The sequence below is a fragment of the Finegoldia sp. BIOML-A2 genome (genome assembly GCF_009678315.1).
In the GTDB taxonomy this organism is placed as follows: Bacteria; Bacillota; Clostridia; order Tissierellales; family Peptoniphilaceae; genus Finegoldia; species Finegoldia magna.
On sequence record NZ_WKZE01000001.1, the window covers coordinates 249,823 to 271,427 of the forward strand.

The 21,605-nt window shown below is 32.2% G+C and carries 25 protein-coding genes; 1 reads left to right on the forward strand and 24 read right to left on the reverse strand.

All coding sequences use genetic code 11. From position 1 onward, the window contains the following. Window positions 1–69 precede the first annotated feature (69 nt). From GKF99_RS01165 to GKF99_RS01275, 24 genes are all read right to left on the reverse strand, one after another. Window positions 70–1,023: a hexose kinase gene (locus GKF99_RS01165; protein ID WP_094207542.1), complete on the reverse strand. Its 954-nt coding sequence runs from the start codon at window positions 1,021–1,023 to the stop codon at window positions 70–72. Window positions 1,024–1,094: 71 nt separating this feature from the next. Continuing rightward, complete coding sequence (locus GKF99_RS01170; RefSeq protein WP_094207543.1) at window positions 1,095–2,639, reverse strand: FAD-dependent protein; 1,545 nt, start codon at window positions 2,637–2,639, stop codon at window positions 1,095–1,097. A 126-nt stretch (window positions 2,640–2,765) separates the two neighbouring features. Then, the gene (locus GKF99_RS01175; protein WP_094204092.1) at window positions 2,766–3,206 is read right to left on the reverse strand and encodes a C-GCAxxG-C-C family protein; all 441 of its coding nucleotides are present in this window, start codon (window positions 3,204–3,206) and stop codon (window positions 2,766–2,768) included. Beyond that, window positions 3,199–4,119 carry an arsenosugar biosynthesis radical SAM (seleno)protein ArsS gene (arsS, locus tag GKF99_RS01180; RefSeq protein ID WP_154272430.1) on the reverse strand — a complete coding sequence of 307 codons (921 nt, stop codon included), beginning with the start codon at window positions 4,117–4,119 and terminating at the stop codon, window positions 3,199–3,201. The genes GKF99_RS01175 and arsS overlap by 8 nt, the downstream gene beginning before the upstream one ends. Further along, complete coding sequence (locus GKF99_RS01185; RefSeq protein ID WP_094223142.1) at window positions 4,116–5,063, reverse strand: (Fe-S)-binding protein; 948 nt, start codon at window positions 5,061–5,063, stop codon at window positions 4,116–4,118. The genes arsS and GKF99_RS01185 overlap by 4 nt, the downstream gene beginning before the upstream one ends. Beyond that, window positions 5,038–5,700 carry a TIGR04283 family arsenosugar biosynthesis glycosyltransferase gene (locus GKF99_RS01190; RefSeq protein ID WP_154272431.1) on the reverse strand — a complete coding sequence of 221 codons (663 nt, stop codon included), beginning with the start codon at window positions 5,698–5,700 and terminating at the stop codon, window positions 5,038–5,040. The genes GKF99_RS01185 and GKF99_RS01190 overlap by 26 nt, the downstream gene beginning before the upstream one ends. After that, on the reverse strand, window positions 5,672–7,153 hold the full coding sequence (locus GKF99_RS01195) for a TIGR04282 family arsenosugar biosynthesis glycosyltransferase (protein WP_154272432.1): 1,482 nt from the start codon (window positions 7,151–7,153) through the stop codon (window positions 5,672–5,674). Before GKF99_RS01195 ends, GKF99_RS01190 begins: the two co-directional genes overlap by 29 nt. Before the next feature lie 54 nt (window positions 7,154–7,207). Then, the gene (locus tag GKF99_RS01200) at window positions 7,208–7,990 is read right to left on the reverse strand and encodes a rhodanese-like domain-containing protein (protein ID WP_172976406.1); all 783 of its coding nucleotides are present in this window, start codon (window positions 7,988–7,990) and stop codon (window positions 7,208–7,210) included. Window positions 7,991–8,091: 101 nt separating this feature from the next. Then, the gene (locus GKF99_RS01205) at window positions 8,092–8,988 is read right to left on the reverse strand and encodes a 4Fe-4S binding protein (protein ID WP_154272433.1); all 897 of its coding nucleotides are present in this window, start codon (window positions 8,986–8,988) and stop codon (window positions 8,092–8,094) included. Then, complete coding sequence (locus GKF99_RS08535; RefSeq protein WP_002835608.1) at window positions 8,981–9,133, reverse strand: CD1871A family CXXC motif-containing protein; 153 nt, start codon at window positions 9,131–9,133, stop codon at window positions 8,981–8,983. Before GKF99_RS08535 ends, GKF99_RS01205 begins: the two co-directional genes overlap by 8 nt. Before the next feature lie 9 nt (window positions 9,134–9,142). Next, complete coding sequence (locus GKF99_RS01210; RefSeq protein ID WP_154272434.1) at window positions 9,143–10,303, reverse strand: TlpA disulfide reductase family protein; 1,161 nt, start codon at window positions 10,301–10,303, stop codon at window positions 9,143–9,145. A 207-nt stretch (window positions 10,304–10,510) separates the two neighbouring features. Further along, window positions 10,511–11,371 carry a DegV family protein gene (locus GKF99_RS01215; protein ID WP_154272435.1) on the reverse strand — a complete coding sequence of 287 codons (861 nt, stop codon included), beginning with the start codon at window positions 11,369–11,371 and terminating at the stop codon, window positions 10,511–10,513. Between the two features lie 211 nt (window positions 11,372–11,582). Next, entirely contained in the window at window positions 11,583–11,981 is a 399-nt protein-coding gene (locus GKF99_RS01220; RefSeq protein ID WP_094207552.1) for a hypothetical protein, read from the reverse strand. Then, window positions 11,971–12,711 carry an NAD-dependent protein deacylase gene (locus GKF99_RS01225; RefSeq protein ID WP_154272436.1) on the reverse strand — a complete coding sequence of 247 codons (741 nt, stop codon included), beginning with the start codon at window positions 12,709–12,711 and terminating at the stop codon, window positions 11,971–11,973. Before GKF99_RS01225 ends, GKF99_RS01220 begins: the two co-directional genes overlap by 11 nt. Then, window positions 12,704–13,612, reverse strand: a complete 909-nt coding sequence (locus tag GKF99_RS01230) for an EamA family transporter (RefSeq protein ID WP_172976407.1) — start codon at window positions 13,610–13,612, stop codon at window positions 12,704–12,706. The genes GKF99_RS01225 and GKF99_RS01230 overlap by 8 nt, the downstream gene beginning before the upstream one ends. Continuing rightward, window positions 13,612–14,067, reverse strand: a complete 456-nt coding sequence (locus GKF99_RS01235) for an NUDIX domain-containing protein (RefSeq protein WP_154272437.1) — start codon at window positions 14,065–14,067, stop codon at window positions 13,612–13,614. The genes GKF99_RS01230 and GKF99_RS01235 overlap by 1 nt, the downstream gene beginning before the upstream one ends. Before the next feature lie 9 nt (window positions 14,068–14,076). Beyond that, the gene (mobB, locus tag GKF99_RS01240; RefSeq protein ID WP_154272438.1) at window positions 14,077–15,084 is read right to left on the reverse strand and encodes a molybdopterin-guanine dinucleotide biosynthesis protein B; all 1,008 of its coding nucleotides are present in this window, start codon (window positions 15,082–15,084) and stop codon (window positions 14,077–14,079) included. Beyond that, complete coding sequence (locus tag GKF99_RS01245; RefSeq protein ID WP_154272439.1) at window positions 15,081–16,262, reverse strand: molybdopterin molybdotransferase MoeA; 1,182 nt, start codon at window positions 16,260–16,262, stop codon at window positions 15,081–15,083. The genes mobB and GKF99_RS01245 overlap by 4 nt, the downstream gene beginning before the upstream one ends. 10 nt (window positions 16,263–16,272) lie before the next feature. Then, window positions 16,273–16,908, reverse strand: coding sequence for a formate/nitrite transporter family protein (locus GKF99_RS01250; protein WP_002835617.1), 636 nt, complete (start codon window positions 16,906–16,908; stop codon window positions 16,273–16,275). 2 nt (window positions 16,909–16,910) lie between these two features. Beyond that, window positions 16,911–17,663 carry a formate dehydrogenase accessory sulfurtransferase FdhD gene (fdhD, locus tag GKF99_RS01255; protein WP_154272440.1) on the reverse strand — a complete coding sequence of 251 codons (753 nt, stop codon included), beginning with the start codon at window positions 17,661–17,663 and terminating at the stop codon, window positions 16,911–16,913. Window positions 17,664–17,806: 143 nt separating this feature from the next. Next, complete coding sequence (locus GKF99_RS01260) at window positions 17,807–18,427, reverse strand: epoxyqueuosine reductase QueH (RefSeq protein ID WP_154272441.1); 621 nt, start codon at window positions 18,425–18,427, stop codon at window positions 17,807–17,809. Continuing rightward, window positions 18,399–19,094, reverse strand: coding sequence for an HAD family hydrolase (locus GKF99_RS01265; protein WP_154272442.1), 696 nt, complete (start codon window positions 19,092–19,094; stop codon window positions 18,399–18,401). Before GKF99_RS01265 ends, GKF99_RS01260 begins: the two co-directional genes overlap by 29 nt. Next, the gene (locus tag GKF99_RS01270; protein ID WP_094205247.1) at window positions 19,094–19,798 is read right to left on the reverse strand and encodes a TrmH family RNA methyltransferase; all 705 of its coding nucleotides are present in this window, start codon (window positions 19,796–19,798) and stop codon (window positions 19,094–19,096) included. The genes GKF99_RS01265 and GKF99_RS01270 overlap by 1 nt, the downstream gene beginning before the upstream one ends. Next, the gene (locus GKF99_RS01275; RefSeq protein WP_094205246.1) at window positions 19,799–20,779 is read right to left on the reverse strand and encodes a C39 family peptidase; all 981 of its coding nucleotides are present in this window, start codon (window positions 20,777–20,779) and stop codon (window positions 19,799–19,801) included. A gap of 113 nt (window positions 20,780–20,892) precedes the next feature. On the opposite strand from GKF99_RS01275, the gene GKF99_RS01280 reads away from it, so the two are divergent. After that, window positions 20,893–21,597: a class I SAM-dependent methyltransferase gene (locus GKF99_RS01280; RefSeq protein WP_094205245.1), complete on the forward strand. Its 705-nt coding sequence runs from the start codon at window positions 20,893–20,895 to the stop codon at window positions 21,595–21,597. Window positions 21,598–21,605 lie beyond the last annotated feature (8 nt).

Genomic DNA, 21,605 nt, shown 5'->3' on the forward strand with positions numbered 1-21,605 from the left:
TATTATATCAGAAATACAAATTTTTGAGCAAGAAAAAAGCACCAAAAAAACTTTTGATGCGTAAATCTTCTATAATAATTCAACATTTATTTGTTCTGCTACTTCGTTTATTTTATCTGCGTCCAATTTTTCAACTTCTGAAACTCTCGCATTTAATACGCCAAGAGATAAAGCCTTCAAAACAGTTTCCATAATGCCTTCTTCATCATCCAAGAATTTCGCCAATCCTGCAACGGTTGCATCTCCACTTCCGACAGTTCTTTGAATTTTGTATTGAGGAACAGAAATCCTGTACAAATTATCTTTGTATTTTAAAATTGCTCCGTATTTTCCATTGGTAACCAAAACTATTTCAATATCATCTAGCAACTCGTTTTCAAAGATGTTCTTCAAATACTCAGAATCTTTGTTTATGAAATCTTCTGAAGAAATATCTTCTGTTAAACCAATGATTTCCTTAAATTCGTAGAAATTAGGCTTGATAGCAAATGGTTTATAATTATTTTCCAACACTTTTTTAGTCACTTGTCCATTTGTATCCAAAATAATCTTGCTATTAGCTTTTAGAATATCCATAGTTTCTTCGACAAAATCTTCGGATAAACCATTCATCAAACTTCCACTGATTACTGCTATATTGTAATTTTTTCCGATTTCTTTAATAAGTGACATAAAAGTTCTTTCAAATCTAGAATCAATTTTGTTAGTTTTTTCAAAGATTTCAAATTGCTTATCGCCATGAATTACTCTAATGCAGTTTCTTGTGTCGACATTTGTAAAAATAAAGTCGTGCTTGATATTCACATCGTCTAACTTGTCGATTACATAATCTCCATTACTTCCTCCAATAAAGCCTGTAACCATGAAATCTGCCCTCAACAAATCCAAAACTTTGGACACATTTATCCCTTTGCCTCCAGGCGTTTTGTACGCATCATCAACAACATTTACTCCATTAGTATCCAGCTCATCCATTTCGTAAATCACATCAATAGCAGGATTCGCAGTTATACAAAGTATCATTTTATTCCCCTCTTCAAATTAATTAAAAATTTAGCTTTTATTAAATATACCCAATAATTTAGTTTTTTAAATTATTTAGATAACTTTGATGTAAGAATAACTTCAGCAGCCTTCAATCCGTCAATCGCACTTGATACGATTCCTCCAGAATATCCACTACCTTCGCCAATCACGTATAAATTATCAACATTTTCACTTCTTAACAAATCATCTCGATCCATTCTCACTGCACACGATGTTCTCGTTTCAACTCCTGTGAGTATAGCATCATCCATTGAAAATCCGTGAAGCTTGTTGTCCATCATTTTAATCGCAGTTTTAATGTAATTTGTAACATGCTCTGGGTAAATATCATTCAAATTGCTCAAAACATATCCCGGTTTTACAGTAGGTTCAACTTCTCCGATCTTTTCAGATTTTTTATCATCCATAAAATCTTTTATCAACTGAACTGGAGCATTGTAGTTCGCTCCTCCCAATTCAAAAGCTTTGCGTTCGATTTCTTGTTGAAATCTAATCCCGTCTAATAAATTATGTCCATAAGTATCTTCATCTATACCACACACAATCGCACTATTTGCGTTTTTGCCGTCTCTTTTGTGAAAACTCATACCATTGACGCACAATTCATTTTCTTCACTAGAAGCATTGATTACATATCCGCCTGGACACATACAGAAAGTGTACACTCCTCTTTTGTTTTCTTCAGAATAAGAAAGCTGATAAGTCGCACTTGGAAGATCTCTGTCGCATTTATATTGTGCAAAATCAATCATTTTTTGTGGATGCTCAATTCTAAAACCAACCGCAAAAGGTTTGTTCGTCATTTTAATTTTGTCGGCTAACATCATCACCGTGTCTCTAGAACTATTTCCAAGAGCCAAAACGTAATAGTCAGATTGAAATTTTCTATTATGCGATTTTATTCCCACACATTTTTCATTTTCAATTTCGACATCGTCGATTAATGTATCGAATTCAAATTCACAACCCATTTTGATAAGGTCATTTCTCATATTCACAATTACTTTTTGCAATTCATCGGTTCCTATGTGAGGCTTGGAGTCATACATAATTTCACTAGGAGCGCCGTAGTCCACAAAAGTCTTCAAAACTTCCCTGACTCTTTTGTCTTTGGAACGTGCAGTTAATTTGCCGTCAGAAAAAGTTCCAGCTCCACCTTCTCCAAATTGCACGTTACTGTTTGTGTTAAGCTTACCAGTATCCAGGAATTTGTTGATATCTTCAACTCTTTTGGATACCTCGCTTCCTCGTTCAATAACTTTCACCTTAGCTCCTTTTTTCGCTAATAAATACGCACAAAACAATCCCGCAGGACCACTTCCAACAACTGTGACGCTTTTCGAATTATCGACATCTTCTAGGTTAAAATCTTCTTCATGATATCTTTCGCAATTTTTGATTGATTTTATTTTTTTATCAGACAAATCAACATCCACGATAACTTGGTAATTAAACAGAATTCCCCTTCTAGCATCAATTGATTTTCTGTAGATTTCATAATTGAAGTTTTTCATTCCAATCATTTTAGAGATTTTTTTCTTCAATTCGCTTTCGTCGTCATTTTTTAATTTTATATTTCTAATAATAATCATAATTTTCTCTCTTTCATTTGTTACTTGTATTATATCATTATTTAAATAGAAATATTTATTGCCCTTACATTAGGATTTTTAAATCCACACTTAAAAAGCTGCCTACCGAAGTAGACAGCTCTCATTTTATTTTTCTTCAAACATTTCCTCTAATATATCTATTGCATCGTTCACAGCTTGTGGACATTTTCTTTGCATCGTGTTTTCTTGTTCGATTTTTTCAAGATTTTCTGCTATATTATCTCCCAATATTTCTTCACAAATTATCGTAGATTGTTTTTCTTTGAATTTGGTATCGAATTCGAACATTTTTTTTACTAATTCAACTTTCTTTTCGCCTTCATTCGGCTTTGAATGACCGTATTTAATTCCTAAAACCATGTAGGCACCAGTTACTGCTCCACATGTCATTCCTTTGTACATTCCACCTGTAAATGGTGATGCGATTTTTGTAACAAGTTCCTTATCTACGCCCAAATCATCTGCGAAATATCTCAAAACTACTTGCGCACAATCTATTCCTTCTGTAAATTGTTGCCAAATTTCTTCGTTAGTTAATTTACTCATCCAATGCACCTCCACAACTTGATCCACTTCCTGCAGTACATCCGTAGCAGTAATCTTTCCACACGATTTCTCTGGATAAATCCTTCACATCGATTAAATCTTTGATGTTTGTGTAGTCTTTCATTGGGACTTTTTCTGCTAAGTGGAAGTCGCAATCGTGAAGATTTCCCAAACTATCTACAGAAATTTGGAATCTACACATTATATTTTCACAAGTTTCTTCATTGTAATTATCTTCCAACAATTTCATGTAATCTTCGTATTCGCCTTTGTCAATTAAAAAATCTTTAAAATATCCAATAGGCATATTTGTAATAGTGAACAAATTATTAAACACAACATCCTTCTTTTTCAATTCGCGTTCATAATCTGATTGAAGATTGGATTGTTCTGGTGGTAAGAATCCTCCAAGCGGATTATAAACCAAGTCCAATTCTTTTTCAGTTCCATAGCCCATTTCATTAAGTTTCTTCAAGTTAGCTATGACTTTGTCGTATACGCCATCTCCTCTTTGGCTATCTACATTGTCTTGTGTGTAGCAAGGAAGAGATACGACAATTTTGATTTTTTCTTTATCAAACAAATCCATTAATTCCTTGTTTTTTTCGATATCTGTTGCGTTCGTTCTAATAATAAGTTCGTCCGCTCTTTTCAAACATTCCTTCATAAACCACACGATTTCTGGATGTGTTGTTGGCTCTCCCCCTGTTATATCCACAGTTTTCATCTTGTGGTTACCCAAAAACTTCAAGCAATCTTCCATAGTTTCTTTGCTCATTTCTAAGTTTTCGCTGTTCTTCATAACGTGGCAGTGTTTACAACGCAAATTACATTTTTCAGTAATGTTTAATTGTAGTGTTGTGATATCGCCAGTTTTCTTAAATTGTTCTGGAATTCTGTCTTCGAATCTCATTTTCTCCCCCTAAATTTTCCTTTTAATGCATTTTTGAAAAAGCTTGGGTCGCATTTTTCATCTATACCAACCATTGTACTTACAAAATGGTGCACTTCATTATTTGCCACAAACTTGGATGAACAAGTCGCACAATAAGTATACATTTTTTCGTTTTTAATGGAGTTTTGCATTTGAGTTGCGATGTCTTTTTCGCTTTTTCCTGCAATTCCACCTGCTCCACAGCAGTTTGTACTTATGTATTTATTGTTAAATCCTTTGATATGTCTTTTGATTTCTTCAAAAATTATGTGATTATATCGGTCAGAGCATGGGAAGAACACATTTACTTCCTCGTCAATGTCTTGTATCATATCTCTTTCTTCAAGCCATTTGAAAATCGTAATAACTTCAACCGACAAATTTTTGTAAAATTTGTGGAAACAGTTTGGACACACGCACACAATTCTTTCCACTTCTTTATCTTTGAGTTCTTTTTCAAATCTTTCCATATAATTATTTTCAAATCCAGTATAATCACTTGGTAGATTGCAACAATCAATTGAATAATCAAATCCTTCTTTGTTGAACAATTCCATTAAATATTTTGTAGTATCTGGATAAAATGCTGGGAAATTACAGCCCAAATACAACAAATCTTTTGTTTTTCTTTTAGATTTGTTTTTGAAGAAATAATTTTCTTTTTGTTTTTTTACTGATTCGAATTTAGGATTTTGTTTTCTTAAAATAAGAGAAATCTTTTTTCCATCCAAATCAACCGGACACACCGCTTTGCATTTTTGACACAAGAAACAAGAAAACGCCAAGTCTTGTCTGTCAGCAAAATCTTTTAAATTAATTTTGTATTTCGTCAAAAAAGGACAACATTTTGTGCATTTACCACATTCAATACACTTGTCCTTAACTTCTTGTAAGTAATCATTTGTACTTTTGTTTGATATCATCTACCTTTTCCCCCTTGCGATACATATGTTGACATTTCTGCATCATCCACATAGTTCTAAAAGGCCCATTTTTCTGAAATCTACGCGATGAAGAATATATCTTCATTTTTGAAAGAAAAATTTTGTATCCTTTTTCCTTTACTCTAATTGAAAAATCGTAATCTTCCATTAAATCAATATTTTTGAATCCACCCATCTCATCGTAAAACGCTCTCGTGAAAAACATTCCCTGATCTCCGAATGCGATGTTTCTTTGTCTGACACGATTACTAGAATTAAATGCGACAATTTGCATTATGAACTGTTTTGGAACAAACGAAATGCTGAAACAACCCATTTTATAATTTTGTAAAATTGATTTGATTTCTTCTTTTGGATTTTCTTTGAAGAAAGTATCCGCGTGAAGAATCAGAATTATTTTCCCTGTTGATTTTGCAATTCCATTTATAATTTGATTGCCACGACCCTTGATGCTTCTAATTGGATTATATCCTCTGTCTCTGATTTTTTCAAACGTGTCGTCATCTCCACTTACGCTGAAAACCACCTCAAACTCATCATCAAAAACATCCAGGTGGTCGATAAACCTATCGATTTTGTCAGATTCATTATACACTGGCACTATTACTGAAATCATTCGCTTTTATAAACTCCCATATATTATCCAAAAATTCATCAGACAAATATGCTTTTATCTTTTCAAAAGTAAATCCACTATCTCTATTCTCATCCACGTATTGAGTATATGCCATTGAACACCAAGTTATTCCTCTGAGACATGTGAACAACAAATATTTTACGAATTTTTTCCTATCGACTTTTACTTTTGCTACTTTATCATACTCGTCCAAGAAATCATACATAGTGTCCATATCAAATATTACATCCGTCTTCCAAAAAGTCGTCGTTGGTGCCAAAAAATGCGCCAAATCTTGCTCACGCTCTCCTATAATCGGTTTTTCCCAATCTATAATATAAGATTTATCTCCTATGATAAAATTTTTATTATTGAGTTCAGTATTGATAAGACATGGATTTTCAAGTGTAGAATCCAGTCCCAAATTTTTGATGTATTTTAGCATATCTAAAATTTTCTTTTCAGTGGATTGGATTTTCTTATCCCATTTTTGATAATGAGAAAACATCTGTGTAAATTCGTCGAACATCATATTAAAAGGACTGTCTGCTTTTATAAAATCTTGTCCAATAACATCTAATGAGTGGATTTGTGAAAGCAAATATGCTGCGATTTTTAAATCAGTATGATAATCCAAATCTCTTCCTATCAAATACTCTTCAGTAAGATAAGAAATCCCTGATAATTTATCCTTTTTCAAATCGTAAACTTTAGCTGTTACGTTGGATTTTTCTAAAAACTTGAGCGCATTATACTCGTATTCAATTTGATTATCCAAATGCATTTGTGATTCACGCGCAATTCTTATCAAATAATCATCATCTATCAGATAGTTCGAATTGTACTCACCTTTACCAAGTAATCTCACATTTTCAGATTGGGATATGTATTTTACTAAATCAATATCTGTGTCAATATCGTGCGTTTCTTTCAGTTTATAATACGACAAATCATTTTCAATCAAACTATTTTCCAAATCGTTTTCTACATTTGGATTGGAGTATTTTTTATTCTCAAACAACATGTCGTGCGCTTTTTTCATCCCAATCAAACTGTATCCGCCGTCTTCAGTTGGGCTGAAAACAACATCATTGGTGTCTAATTTGTCAAAAGCTTCATCAAAAATCTCACCATCAAAATCAATGATGTCTGATCCGATTAAAATAACCTTAGAATATCCACTTGACAAAACTTCTTTTATAGAATTGTTCATTCTCTCACCAATATCATTTCCTATTTGTCTTATACATTCATAAGGAGAATTTTTCGTGTAATCGTCAAATAATTCATCTGGAGTTAGAGACAAAAAAAATTTGTAGTTTTTGATAGCATTTAAGTTTTTTTCTATCAAATTATTACTCATCATTATCCTTTGTTCTTCAGATAAAATTGTAGATAATCTTGTTTTAGAATTTTTATTTGGAATTTTAGTCATTAAAATTACTGCGTTCATTCAATCTCCTGTAAAAAAAGCGGCCCATATTCTGAGCCGCATTAATTTTAAAAACTATTTTACTAATTCGTAGTCGTGTTCTTTAGTTCCATCTAAAGAGTTGAATACGTCTTTGTTTCCTCTGTCGATTAATTTTTGTGCTAATTGACCAGATTTATTTCCAGAATAGCAATAAGTGTAAACTGGTTTATCTGTAGGAATTTCTGATAATCTTGCATCTGCTTCATCTAATGGAATGTTAATTGCATTTTTGATATGACCTGCATCATAATCTTTTTTATCTCTAACATCAACTATTACGTTATTAGTATCTTCAGATGCTTTTACTAAATCTTCTGGTAAAATGTTAGCGAATTTAACTAATTTGTATTCAAATTTCTTAACGCCTTCTGCGTTTGTAACATCTTTGAATCCGTTATTTACTAAAATTTCAGCAGCTTTTTGGCTTTTCTTTCCTGTGTTGCAAACTGTGATTACAGCTTTATCTTTGTAAGCATCTAACTTAGAAACTTCTTGTTCGAAAGTGTCAATTGGCATATTGATAGCCCATTTAACGTGACCTTGGTCGTATTCTTCTTTGCTTCTAACGTCAACAACCAATACAGTTTCTTTTTTCTTTTTATCTTGTTCGATAGCTTCAAGATCAGCGCCTTTCATTTCTTTTATGGCTGCTTTTTCTTCAGTTTTTTCTTCAGTTTTTTCTTCAGTCTTTTCTGCTGGTTTTTCAGCATTTTCTTCTGTTTTAGTATTATTGTCAGCTGGTTTATCTGAATTATTTGAACATCCAGTAACAGTTAAAGCTGATACTAAAGCTAATGTTAATAAAAGTTTTTTCACTATAAATTCCTCCTAAAAATCTTTTCTATAACATTGTATCATACAGACACAACAAATTCCAAGATTCATTTATTGAAATTTTCTATAAATGATTTTGAGTATTAATATTTATCTTTTATTCCACAGCTTATCGCATCAACAGGGCAGGCATTTTTGCATCTTGCACATCTAATACATTCCTTATGATTGCAGTTTTTCGTAGGATCCACGTTCATTTGGCAAACTTTCTTGCATCTTCCACAACTAATACATTTGTCTTTGTCCAATCTATATTTAAAAATAGAAATCGGATTGAAAAATGAATAAATTGCACCCAAAGGACAAACATATTTGCAGAAAGGTCTGTAAATCATTATTGAAAGTAAAATCGTAAGTATCAGAATAGTTCCCTTCCAATAATACAAAAATCCAATCGCTCCTCTCATGCTTTTGTTGAGTAACACGAGAGGAATTCCTCCTTCAAGCATTCCTATCGGGCAAATCAGTTTACAAAAATACGGAGAGCCTTGTCCCAAAATATCCACCACAAACATCGGCAAAATTATTACAAAAATTAGCAAAATAAAATATTTTAATTTTCTCAAATGTTTATCGTATTTAAAAGTTTTTATCTTTTTGAAAAAAGGGATTTTGTATAACAAATCTTGAATCAATCCAAACGGACACAACCATCCACACACAAATCTTCCCATCAAAGCTCCAATGAAAAACAAAAATCCTACTATGTAATAGCTAAACTTAAAATTAGAGTTTCCAATTACAGCTTGTAATGAACCAATCGGGCAAGAGCCTTTGGCTCCGGGGCAAGAATAACAATTCATCCCCGGAACGCAAATTTTCTTGAGGTTTCCACCGTAAATCTTTCCGGTTTTAAAACCTTCTACATAAGAATTTGTAATCAAAAACCACAGCGATTGGAAAGCGTGTCTGAAATTATCCATTATTTTATATCTGTTTTTCTTCGTTCCAAAGCTTAGTAAATCTTTAATCTTATCCAATTCCAATACACTCCATGCAAATTCTTATAGCCTTATCCAAAACAACTTTTACTTCGCCGTTGTTGTAACCGTAATAAATCATCCCAACAGACAGAAATAAAATCGTAACTGAAAATATACGGCTATGAATAAATTTTTTGTACATTTAAATCACCTAATTATATTTGTTTTTCAAATTAGCTAATTCTTTTTCGATAACTTGTTTCCATTCTTCTTTTGATTTTGCACCAGAATAAGTTTCTCCTACAATATTTCCATTTTTATCGACAAAGAAAGTTTCTGGCATTGCTTGTATTCCGTTTAATCTGCCGTTGAAGTTTGATTTGTCTGGCATTAAAAAGGGATATGAAGCTTTTGTTTTTTCTTGAATTAGTTTTGCTTTTTGCAATGCTTCATTATTAGTACCATTATCGTCCACAGTATCTGTGACAACTCCTACAATATTTACGCCTTTGTTCTTCATTTCTTTTTGAACTTCCGATAAATCAGGAATTTCATTCACACAAGCACTACACCAAGTGGCAAATACATTTACCATAGTAAGGTCGTATTTTGAAAAATCTTTGCTTGAAAAATCTTTGCCGTTGATATCTTTTGTAGATAAATTACCCAATCCTTTTACAGATTTTTTGTCAAATGCTTCTGTGTTTTCCAAATCAGTTTTTTCAGATAATACAAATCCATTTTCAGGACGTGGTTTTTTGTCTATAATATCAATTTGAGTTTTAGCAAATTCTTTTGCAAAACCTTCATCCATTTTACCTTTTGAACTTATGTAGTAAGTAAACTTACCATCTTTTGATTCGCCGATTTTTTTGTTATTGTCGCATTTTGTGATTTTGGCGATTTCAGCTTCAGGCATATTTTTGTCAAACATTCCAATAGAACCCACTCTTTCAAGTTCTTTTTGCCATTTTTCGTATCCATCACCCATTTTATCCACTACTGCATTTTTTTGTTCTTCAGTTAATTTGCTGAAAGTAAGCATAGCGTATTTCAATTCCTTGTCGATAGGACTTTGTTCATCCAACATCGCAATCTTCTTGTCTTTCATATCTTTTTTAACTTGTTCTGAAAGCTTGAACTTCATTCCCAAAAACTCATATACAAATTCATCTTTTGGTTGTATTGAATAATCAGAAGGTTTGAATTTTTCGTTTTCACCGCTTTTATCATCCTTTATTCCCGCTTCTTTTGGGCTTACCACTTTAGTTTCTTTTCCCGTATTTCCACTAGATTTTTGACAACCTACCGCTCCAACGCTAAAACACAAAGCTAGTAGCAAAGTAGTTCCTTTTAATACATTTTTTCTCATAATTTCCTCCATAAAATATCTAAGTTCATATTTAGATAACACGCATTCGTGTGATCTGATATTATATTACGATAGTTTTATGAAATGCTTGTGAAACAAAAAACTTTTTCGAATTAAATCGGAGTTAACAAAATCTATATTTGAGCAAAAAAATAATGCGTTATCAAAAACGCACTATTATTTAAAATTTCTATATATAATTTTGGATTAAACCTCGGTATTTACAATTCCAACAGCAATGCTGCCATTTCCTGAATGGCAAACTAAAACCGGAGAGATTGTTTCTATATCAAAAGGTATATTATTTTCAGTTTTTAACTCATCGTAGATTTCACTAGCCTCTTGTTTAGAATCTGCATGTACAACAAATAATTCATTGCCTTTAGATGCATTATTTTTTTCCGATTTAATCAATTTAAGCAAATGTTTTATGGCTCTCTTCTTGCCAATAACTTTATCCACAATGTCTAATTTACCATTTTCCAATTTCAGTATAGGTTTTAGACTTAGTGCATTTCCGATTAATCTTTTGGATTTGCTAATTCTTCCACCTTTTTCAAGATATTTTAAAGTGTCTACTAACAAAAAAATCTTACCGGTCAATTTGATTTTGTTTACATAATCTTCTATCTCATCCAAAGACTTATTTTGCCCCACCATTTCTACAGCTTTTTTAATTAAAATCCCCTGTCCAAGAGATGCCGATAAACTATCAACAATCCTGATATCCACATCATACTGTTCTTGAATAATTCTCCTGGCAATTTCTGCTGATTGGTAAGACCCACTTAGTTCAGATGTTATCGTAAAACATATTATGTCATTGCCTTGTTTTGCTGCCTTTTCAAATTCGATTTTGTAATTGTCAGGACTTGGCTGCGAAGTTTTCGCAAAAAATTGCGAATCGTTCTTCATCATCTCCAATAATTCTTCTGATTGTATTTCTATTTTGTCTTTAAGTGATGTATCTTCGTTTATTATTATATTAAATGGAACAATTCCTATGTTATTTTGTTCCGTATAGGCTTTTTTCAAATCGCAAGCTGAATCTGATATAATTTTTATCATCGTTTGCTCCTCCTAATTAATTTTTTTAATGATAACATTTATTGTTCACGCGGTCAATTATATGTAATTTATATACATAAACTCATTAAATTTTAGCCATTTATACAATATTAACCCAAATTATTACTTTTAAACGAATAATTTATCAAATAAAAACACAAAAAAATCTATTATCAAGCGACTAACTCAATAATAGATTAAAAATTTTTTATTAGCTTTTCTTCACAAATTTATGCCCACAATGCGGACAAGTTACTTTGATTTTTCCTTTATTTCTTGGAATTTTCATTTCTTTTTTGCAGTTAGGACATTTAATGTACTTCTTGTCCTTGGAATTTGCGGCTCTGATTTTGTATTTTTCAAAAAAATCAGTCATAGGTTTTACAGCCTTTGAGAATTTTTGATTCTCAATCATTCGTTGATATTTATTAACAGAAAAAACTCTGAAAATTCCGAAGTACACAATCAAAATCATCGTAATGATTTCTATAACTCTGTTTTTAAATTTTAAATTAATCAAAGAAAGTATCAGAGCGACTACTATCATAGTCTTCGACAAAAAATCCACTCCGTACACTTTTTGCAAATAATTTTTGATTTTATCTTTCATCAATATCCCTCGTCACATATTCTAAAGTTTTTGCAATATCGTCGTGAATCACGATATTTGCCATATTATCGTAGCTTGTACGATCTAGATTAATTAGAATCAAATTATCTCCTCGAAAATAATTGATAAGACCACTTGCAGGATACACGACAAGCGAACTTCCAGCTACAATCATCGTGTCTGCCTTGTTAATCCAACTGATAGCTTTTGCAAATTCACTTTGTGGTGGAACTTCTCCGTACAATGTAACATCTGGACGCACAACACCTCCACATTTTTCACATTTGCAAGGTCTTTGTTGTTTATAATAATCCAAATCGTATTTTGCACCACAATTTACACAATAATAATCTCTCAAATTGCCGTGAATTTCTGCGATATTTTTAGTTCCAGCCATTTTGTCCAAGCTGTCGATGTTTTGAGTGATTACTCCAAGTAATTTGTTAGCTTTTTCTAACTTTGTCAAAGACAAATGAGCTTTGTTTGGTTTTACTCCATCTATAATCAAATTTTCCAATACATAATTTTGAAATAAATCGGGACGTGTCACGAAAAATTCGTGACTTAACATATATTCCGGCGAAAAATCGCTGTCGTTTTTCTTGTTGTAAAGTCCCGTTGCTGATCTAAAATCTGGAATTCCAGATGCAGTGGACACTCCTGCTCCACCAAAAAACACGATTTTATCACTTTGTTCTACAATTTGTTTTAATCTTTCAACATCATCCATTATTTACACTTCCCTTTGCTTTTCTTTCTTGAAATCTCGTTGAAACTGCCAGTATCATCACTGACATAAATATCATAAAACAGCCAAGCAATCTTCTTGGATCTGTAGTTTCGTTAAATAAAATAATTCCTAATATCACAGATGTAATTGGCTCCAAGGTCGAAAAAATCGTGTACGTGCTAACACCAGCATTCACAATGGAAAGTTGAATGAATAGCGTGCCAAATACGGAAACCAATATCGAAATCACGAATGCAATAATCCACGCATATCTTGATAACGACAGTGTAAAATCTCCAGTGATAAGCCCAAATACCAAAAGCATCGTTGAGTTAATTGTGCAATTGTAAAATGTAACTTTGACACTGTCCATATTTTTTAGTCCGGATACATCCATATAAATCAAATAAAAAGAATAAGTACAACCAGATGCCACAGCCAAGAACATTCCCAACGGAAAATTACTGCTTCCACCGACATTATTTGCTAGTAAAATCACACCGATTATCGATGCAATTAGTGAGATGAATTTGTATTTCGTCATCTTTTCATTTAGGAACATAACCGAATACACCGTTACAATCGTCGGAAAAATAAAATGTATAGAAGTTGCAAGCCCAACGGAAATGTATTGATACGATGCATAAAGCATTGTCATTGTGATACAACCACCAATGCTACACATCAAAATTAGTTTTTTCAATTCTTGCTTTGTAACTTTGAGGCTGACATTTCTGCTTTTCAATGAAATAATCAAAAATGGAATTACGAAAAACCCCCTCAAAAAAGAAGTCATAATTACGTTACTTCCATTGTTCAGAGTTTCCCTCACCATAATCGGTGTAAATCCAAAAATCAACGCCGATATTATGGCGAACATCATTCCTTTAGCTTTTCTCACTATCTATAACACTCCTTTTTTACGCATTTATTATCTTCATAATAAAGCACGATTTCAGAATATTTTCCGTCGTAAATAGCGAAAATTTCACCCATAGAATCGCTATGTCCATCCATGTTTTTTAATTCTTCGTAATCTATAAATTCCAATGTCCCTTCGATATTTTCCTTTACCAATTCTCCAGAAAAATCGTCAGTTTCATACAAAAATCCGACAATTCTGTCGTCGCTGTCAATGTCGTACCAGCTAATCATTCCAACATATTTTATGTTTTCAATATCCAAATTAGTTTCTTCTTTCGCTTCTCTAATGACAGATTCAGTAATAGATTCTACCTTTTCGACATGACCTCCTGGAAAAGTTAACCCTTCCCAGCCGTATTTTTTTACTTTATCTAAAACCAAAACATCATTTCCACGATTGATTTTTATCATATTGCACAAAATATTTTCCATAAATACCTTCTAAATTTTAAATTTTTGGATAATGTAGTCTGTAAACTCTGATGGATTATTGATATCGAAATTATCGAACCCACTAAAATTTCTGTCGCTGATAATTCCGTATTTATTTACATCGCTACATACCAAATCATCTGTAAGAGTACATTCGTATTTAATGAAATCGGAATCCTTCATTCCTTCGATAATAATCAAATCGACATCGTCCAATAATTTGATCAAATCATAAATATTTTTACTCCTACCATCTAATTTAAAGTATTTATCGTTAAAAATCAAGGTCTGACAAGCGCCGTACTCTTTGTAATAAAAAGTGTCAGTATCTTTGAAATCAAGCTCAAAATCGTGCCCATCGTGTTTAATTACCGAGCATGTTTTGCCCCTATTTTTCAATTCTCCAACAAGATTTTTAATAAAAGTAGTCTTGCCGCTATTTTTTTTGCCACAGATACAAATCAAAGGTGTTGTATTTTGTTTTAATTCATCTGGATAATTAATATTAACAAATTCATCCTCAAAAATTGTGTATTTCAAATTTACAAATTTTGCATCGATTTTCTTAACCAAATTCATCACACGATAATCTTTACTTTCAAGCATTTCTTCTATAATAGGAATTATTTTCTTAGAAAAAATCCCACAAGTAGGATAGCATCTTTCATCTGTTTCAAAAATTACAGCTTCATCTGAAAAACTTGCGATAGATGCTGCAAAATCCACCAAATCAGATTTTACATTTATCATATCGCAAGAAGTTATAAATACATATTCATTTGTAGAATTTTTTAAAATCTCCAATATTCCACTCAAAGGTCCCGCGTCAACATAAGTATCCTTCACGGTTTTAATTGGAGAATAATCAGCTGTATTAGATGAAACAATTACTTCAAAATCTTTGAATCTGTCAATCAATTCTTCTATAAAAGTGTGACCGTAAAAGTTCAAATCAAACTTATCTTGACCCATTCTCACACTTTTTCCACCAGCCAATATTCCTACAGAAACTCTCATATTTCACCCAAATATATATAATCCACGCTTGAACCTACTTCCAAGCTTTCGTTTTGCTTTTGTAGTAAAAGCGCATTGCAATTTGTCAAATCTTGTAGCATAGAATTCTTGTGTTTATCAAAGATAGTAATCTCAGAATCTTTAACAAAACATCTTACGTATCGTTGAAGCTTAGATGGTTTCATGGAACCTTTTACAACTTTTCCTTTTACAAATTGTTTTACATTTAATCCATAATATTTATTGTACAAATCCCAAAATAAAACTTCGAAATTACAAAAAGCTGCAAACGGACTTCCCGAACACGACAACACAATTGTGTCACCTACTTTCGATGCCATTACTGGAGTTCCAGGCTTCATGGCAATTCTATGAAACAAAACTTCTCCTATTTGTTCCATACAAGATTCCATCAAATCCTTGTCACCAACACTAACTCCACCAGTTGTAATCACAACATCTGATTTTTGTGTAAGATTTTTCATTTCTCTTATAATTGATTCTTCATCATCCATGCAGTTTTTTTGTTCGACAACTTCTACGCCCGAATTTTTTAGAATAGATTTCAATGTAAAAGTAGTTGAACTGTAGATTTTACCTGGAGTATAATCATCCCCGGGATACAACAATTCAGATCCTGTCGACAATAGCGCTACTTTTAATTTCCTATAAACTTTAACTTTTGCATAACCATTTGAAGCCAAAATCGATAAATCAACTGAAGAAATTCTAGTGTTTTTAGGAATTAACAAATCACCTTCGTGAACATCTTCGCCTTCTTTGATGTAATAATCAAATGGTTCGTAGGATTTTTTGATTTCAATATAACCATCTTCTACTTCGCAGTCTTCTTGTTTTACAATCGCATCGTAGCATTTCGGTACAAATGCTCCGGTCATAATTCTCACGCAAGTATTTTCTTCGTATTCAAAATCGTTGCAATCTCCAGCAAAATTCGTGCCGATAATTTTCTTTTTTGATAATTTGTCAGAATCTTTGCTGCTTACAGCGTATCCATCCATTGCGCTTTTGGGATAAGGAGGATTGTTAAACTTCGCCAACACATCCTCCGCCAAAACTCTGTTATAAGCATCATCGATATCAATTTCTTCAATATCGGATGCTTTTTTTATGTTTTCTCTAAGAATTTCATTAGCTTTTTCTACTTGTAATAACATTTATTCAACCTTATTCACTTTTTAATTTTGTGTTGATTTTTCTCATTGTCGGAATCAAAATTCCACCCAATACATTACCTAAAGTAATGACGATTAGTGCGATAATCGTTTGTGAATTCCACATTCTTGCCATTTGAATGTAAAACATATCTGCAATACAGTGTTCAAATCCGCATAGGATAAATACCATAATGCTCATCACAATTCCCAAATATTTTCCAATTTCGTGAGGATTGTTTAAGTATTGATCCACTGCGTGAACGACCATAATGTTACAGAAAATTCCCAAAACGAACAAACTAATCAAAGTATCGTCTGCTTTTACTTGAACCAATTTTGTAGATTTTTCGATAATTCCTGGAGCAACTCTTGTAAGACGAACCAATTCCGCTACAATAATACTACCAACTAAATTTCCAACCCACACCATTAAGCACCATGGCAAATAAGTTTTGACATCATTGCAGAACAGATACCCAACTTTTCCCGTAAATAAATTATACTTTAAAGTACACACAGCAAAAAGTCCCAAACTGAACATAAATGCTCCGACGATTTTATTGTCTAGGCTCAAAAACACAACTCCGCCCATCGCAATAAACGCCCCTGCCATAATGGCATACAAAAAATCCGCTAATTTTTTCATAACTAATCCTTCTTTCTAAAATCCCTATAAATATTTAAACGACTTTGTTTGCAAAAGCCGATTACGGACAAATTATATTTACTTGCCAGTTCCAAAGAAATATCCGTTGGTGCACTTCTTGAAACTATGACAGAAATTCCTGAATTGATGCATTTTTGAACAATTGATGAAGGAATTCTTCCCGAAGTAAACGCAATTAAATCAGATAAGTTTTCGCCATTTAACACAGCCGTACCCACAGCCTTGTCAAAAGCATTGTATCTTCCAATATCATCGCATTGACAAATTATTTCCCCATTTTTCGCCAAAACAACAGAATGCACATTGCCCGTTTCTTTAAATAATTGAGATCCCGATAAATTAAAATTGGAAATCTTCAACAGTGTTTCTTCGTCCCAATCAATCGGTGTGACTTTTTCATCTCTGTTTGTAAAATTGTATGGAACATTTTTGTAATCGCCACTTTCTGTAGTCACATGACTTGGAGTGTTATCGATATCTTTCAACTCAACATTACAAATATTTCCATTAATATTTATATCTACGTTTTGTATATCTTCTGGTCTCACAATGTTTTCTGTGATAAGATATCCCGTCACAAGTTCTTGTAAATCCTTTTCAATACACAAAAGTTTAACAATCGGTTTCGAATTAATATTGATATCCAACAAAAATTCTCTAAGAATAACATCTTCTACTTCTTCTATAACTCCATCGTTATATTTCTTAACCATTACATTTTTTTCAAAATTCATAAAATCTCCTTTATCTTATTATATCAAACAACTTTAGTCGATTCAAATACTATAATTCCAAATTTTTATAATAATTTTGTCACATAATTCTCATTTTAAATATTTTAGAAATGAAAAATCGGCGATAAAAATCACCGATTCTATCAATCATTATTATGTCGTTGTTCTGCTTCTTTCTTGCTGTAAACGCACCCACAGTAATCTTGTCTATACAAATCAAATTCCTTCGATAATTCGATTGATCTCTTGTAGCCATTTTTCTTTTTGAAATCAGAATGCAAAAATTTAGTTTTATGAGTTTGTCCTAATTTTTCTCCGATTTCATTAATCCATTGGCTGTTTTTATGAGGACTAACCGATAATGTTGTCGTTACAAAATCAAAACCCATCTCATCTGCAATGTCGAAAGTTCTGTCGATTCGCAAATCGTAGCACTCATAACAGCGCTGTGATTTCTCTCCCAAATCCTTATAAGGAGCAACTCTTTCGTAAAATTCATCGGGATCGTATTTGTCGACGATTATGTCAATAGGATATTTTGCTTTTGTATTTGCGATGACTTTTTTCTGCTCCACAACTCTCTTGTCAAACTCAGATTGCGGAGAAATGTTTGGGTTGTAAAACAAAATAGTTATCTTAAAATACTGTGACAAATATTCCAAAACATAACTGGAACAAGGCCCACAACAACTGTGAAGAAGAAGTGTTTCTCCTCCATTTAGATTTTCAATTGTTTTATCCAATATTTTTTGGTAATTCTCCATAAAAATCAACTATCCTTCTTTGATCAGAAATCACAAAATCTGCTCCCGATTCTACGAGTTCTTCTCTTTCTCTAAATCCCCACTCAACACCAACACTTGTTACATTCGCATTCTTGCACGTCTCAATATCTGTGTCAGTGTCTCCAAAATATACAATCTCTTCTTTTTTAATATTCAAATCTTCCACAATTTTTTCTAGCAAAAATGGATTAGGCTTTCTTTTGGTTTCATCTTCCAATGCAGACACATAATCAAAATAGCCTTGTGGAAATAAATTGTTCAAAATTTTCTTTGCTGCTGGAAGTGTTTTATTCGTGCATACGCAAATAAGTGCGCCCATTTCTTTTAATTTATCCAAACTTTCTCTTATATGTGGATACAATTGTGTTTTCTTGTCATCATATCCATTGTAATATTCAATGTAGCTATCGTAAATTTTATTAAATTGAGAATGAATTTTTGCTTCATCCAAATTATCTCGTTCTATCAAATAATTCAGAGATTTTTCCACCAAAATTTTAGGTCCATCTCCAAGAAAATAATTAAATTTTTCCTTTTCTACAGGTTTAAGCCCAAATTTTTTAGTAGTATGATTGAAACAATTATTTATCATCTCAATAGAATCTATCAACGTTCCGTCCAAATCAAATACAAATACTCTCTTCATTAAATCACCCTCGATTGATACATTGCAATGGAACAAGCTATCGGTAAATTCAAGGAATCCACATCCTTAGATTGATTGATGAAAATCTTATTCTCATTGTAGTATTCTTTTGGAAGCCCTGCACCTTCATTTCCAAACGCCAAGCTAAATGGTTGTTCGAACTTTACATTGCCAAGTTCATCTGAACTTTCATCTAGCAAAAACGAATAAATCTTATTTTCTGGGAAATTTTTTTTGTAATCTTGCAGATTATCAAATCTTTGGATATTTAATTTGAAAAAAGCTCCCATACTGGCACGGACAACTTTAGGATTGTAAACATCACACGTATTTGATATCAGAGCCAAATCCTTATATCCAAATGCAAGCATACTTCTCATAATAGTACCTAAGTTTCCCATGTTGTCTATTCCGTCCAAAATTATGTGGTTTTTTTCTTGTAATTTTGATTTTTGCTTTTTGAAAACTCCAATCACGTATTCCTTATCTTTTAATGAAATTTTGTTTATTTGTTTACTTGAAATCGTATAAGGAATTTTCTTATCATTCAATATATTTATCAGTTTTTCTGTGTCATTGAAATCCTCAGAAATTAAGACCTCCTCAACAATATCAGCCTTATTTTCAATAAGTTCATAAGTTGGAAAAGGTCCCATTGTATAAGAATATTCAAGATCTTTTTTGTATTTTGTGTATTTTTTCATTTATACTCCATTACTAAACACCCACATCGCTTTGATTTGTGGTTGTAATCTGTCATATTTCCATGATTTTTGCGAATTAGTAAAGCTATTCGGATCATTAATTATAATATTGCCATTTGAATCTATTCCCGAAATCACCATAACATGTCCCGTTTGTGTGAAATCACCAGGTCTTACAGAAATTAGGATCGGATTTCCTTTTTTTATATTCTCTTTTATAACATTATAATTCGCATCCATTTGCACAGCTTTTAATCCGTATTTCCTTGCGATATAAGGATAAAATCCCCAGCTTGTTCCTTCTGATGACGAATATCCGTTGCGATCACTTTCTTCTGCTATTTTTGCAGGAGTGATTGACGGGTCGTTTTTCAAATACGACATCGCCATAGCGCAACTTGTGGGACCACATCCAGTAAAACCTATAATTCCGTAGCCGTATTTTTCATAACCCCATCTCTTGTCCCACTGCAAATACAATGGCACATTTGAATTATTTGCATTTTCTGGATATGAATAGTCGTTTTTTATTGTAGAATCGATTGTTTTCGCCACGAAATTAACCGCAGTGTAGTTATTACCAGCAAGCTTTAAAAGAGATGGATGAATGTCATCAGCGTTTTTCATCACTAATTTTGCATTAGGATTGTACTTAGCGTAAACTTCCAAATTGTGCAACAATTCATTTCTCTTAAATGTGTTTTGGTAAATATTTTCAGTTTTTTTGATTTCTTCAAAAACTTCCTCATCAGTTTTCTCTTTTTCCACTGGTTCTTCGGGTTTGGAGTCTTGTTGTACGGAAGTTTTTTTCTCCTGAGCTATCTCAGCTTGTTTTTGTTCAGCTGCATGCTCTTGTCTATCGTTTTTTACTTTTATGATTGAAAATAGAATTACTAGAAGAAATACAGAAAACACAATCCTTCGTTTTACTGCGCGTCTTCTTTTTTCTTCTAGAAATCTATCGTGATTATTACGTATCAAGTTTCCACCTCATTTATCTAATTATATCACAGGATTTGAAATTATTACAAAATTATGACAACTTTATAAAATTGTAACATTCTTTTGGGTATAAATACATTAGAGGTGATGATATGAGTAAATTTTACTATTCAATTTCAGATAATTATGAAGATATTTTCCAGCCAAATGATAAGCAAATTAGTTTCTTAGAAGAACTTGCTCACGGCAAAATCTTGGATGTAGCATGTGCCACTGGAAAAGTTGCTAAAAGGCTTCAAGATGATGGATTTGATGTGATGGGGATTGATTTGGAAGAAAAGTTTGTGAACAAAGCGATTAATAAAAATAAAATCGATGCTAAATGTATGAATATGCTGGATATCGACAAGTTGAGAGATAATTTCGGTTTGATTTATTGCATTGGAAATTCTTTGGTACACTTGGATTCTTCAGAAAAAATAAATGAATTTTTGAAAAAATGCTACGACAAGTTAGACACAAAAGGAAATCTTGTAATTCAAATCATTAATTTCCATCCATTTTTACAAGTAGATGATGATTACTTAGGAAATCTTCCTACTATCAAAAACGAAAAAGTGAAATTTGTAAGAAAATATTTCAGAAATGGTGATTTTATACGATTTAACACAGTTATGACAGCAGGTGATAAATCCATTGAAAACGACGTTAATTTATTTCCAATAACATCCGATGAATTAGTAACACTTTTAGAACAAAATGGTTTTGAGAATATAAAAATATACGGAGGTTTTAACAAATCAGAATTCGATAAAGAAAATTCTAGACCGTTAGTATTAGCCGCCGAAAAACTATAAAATAAAAT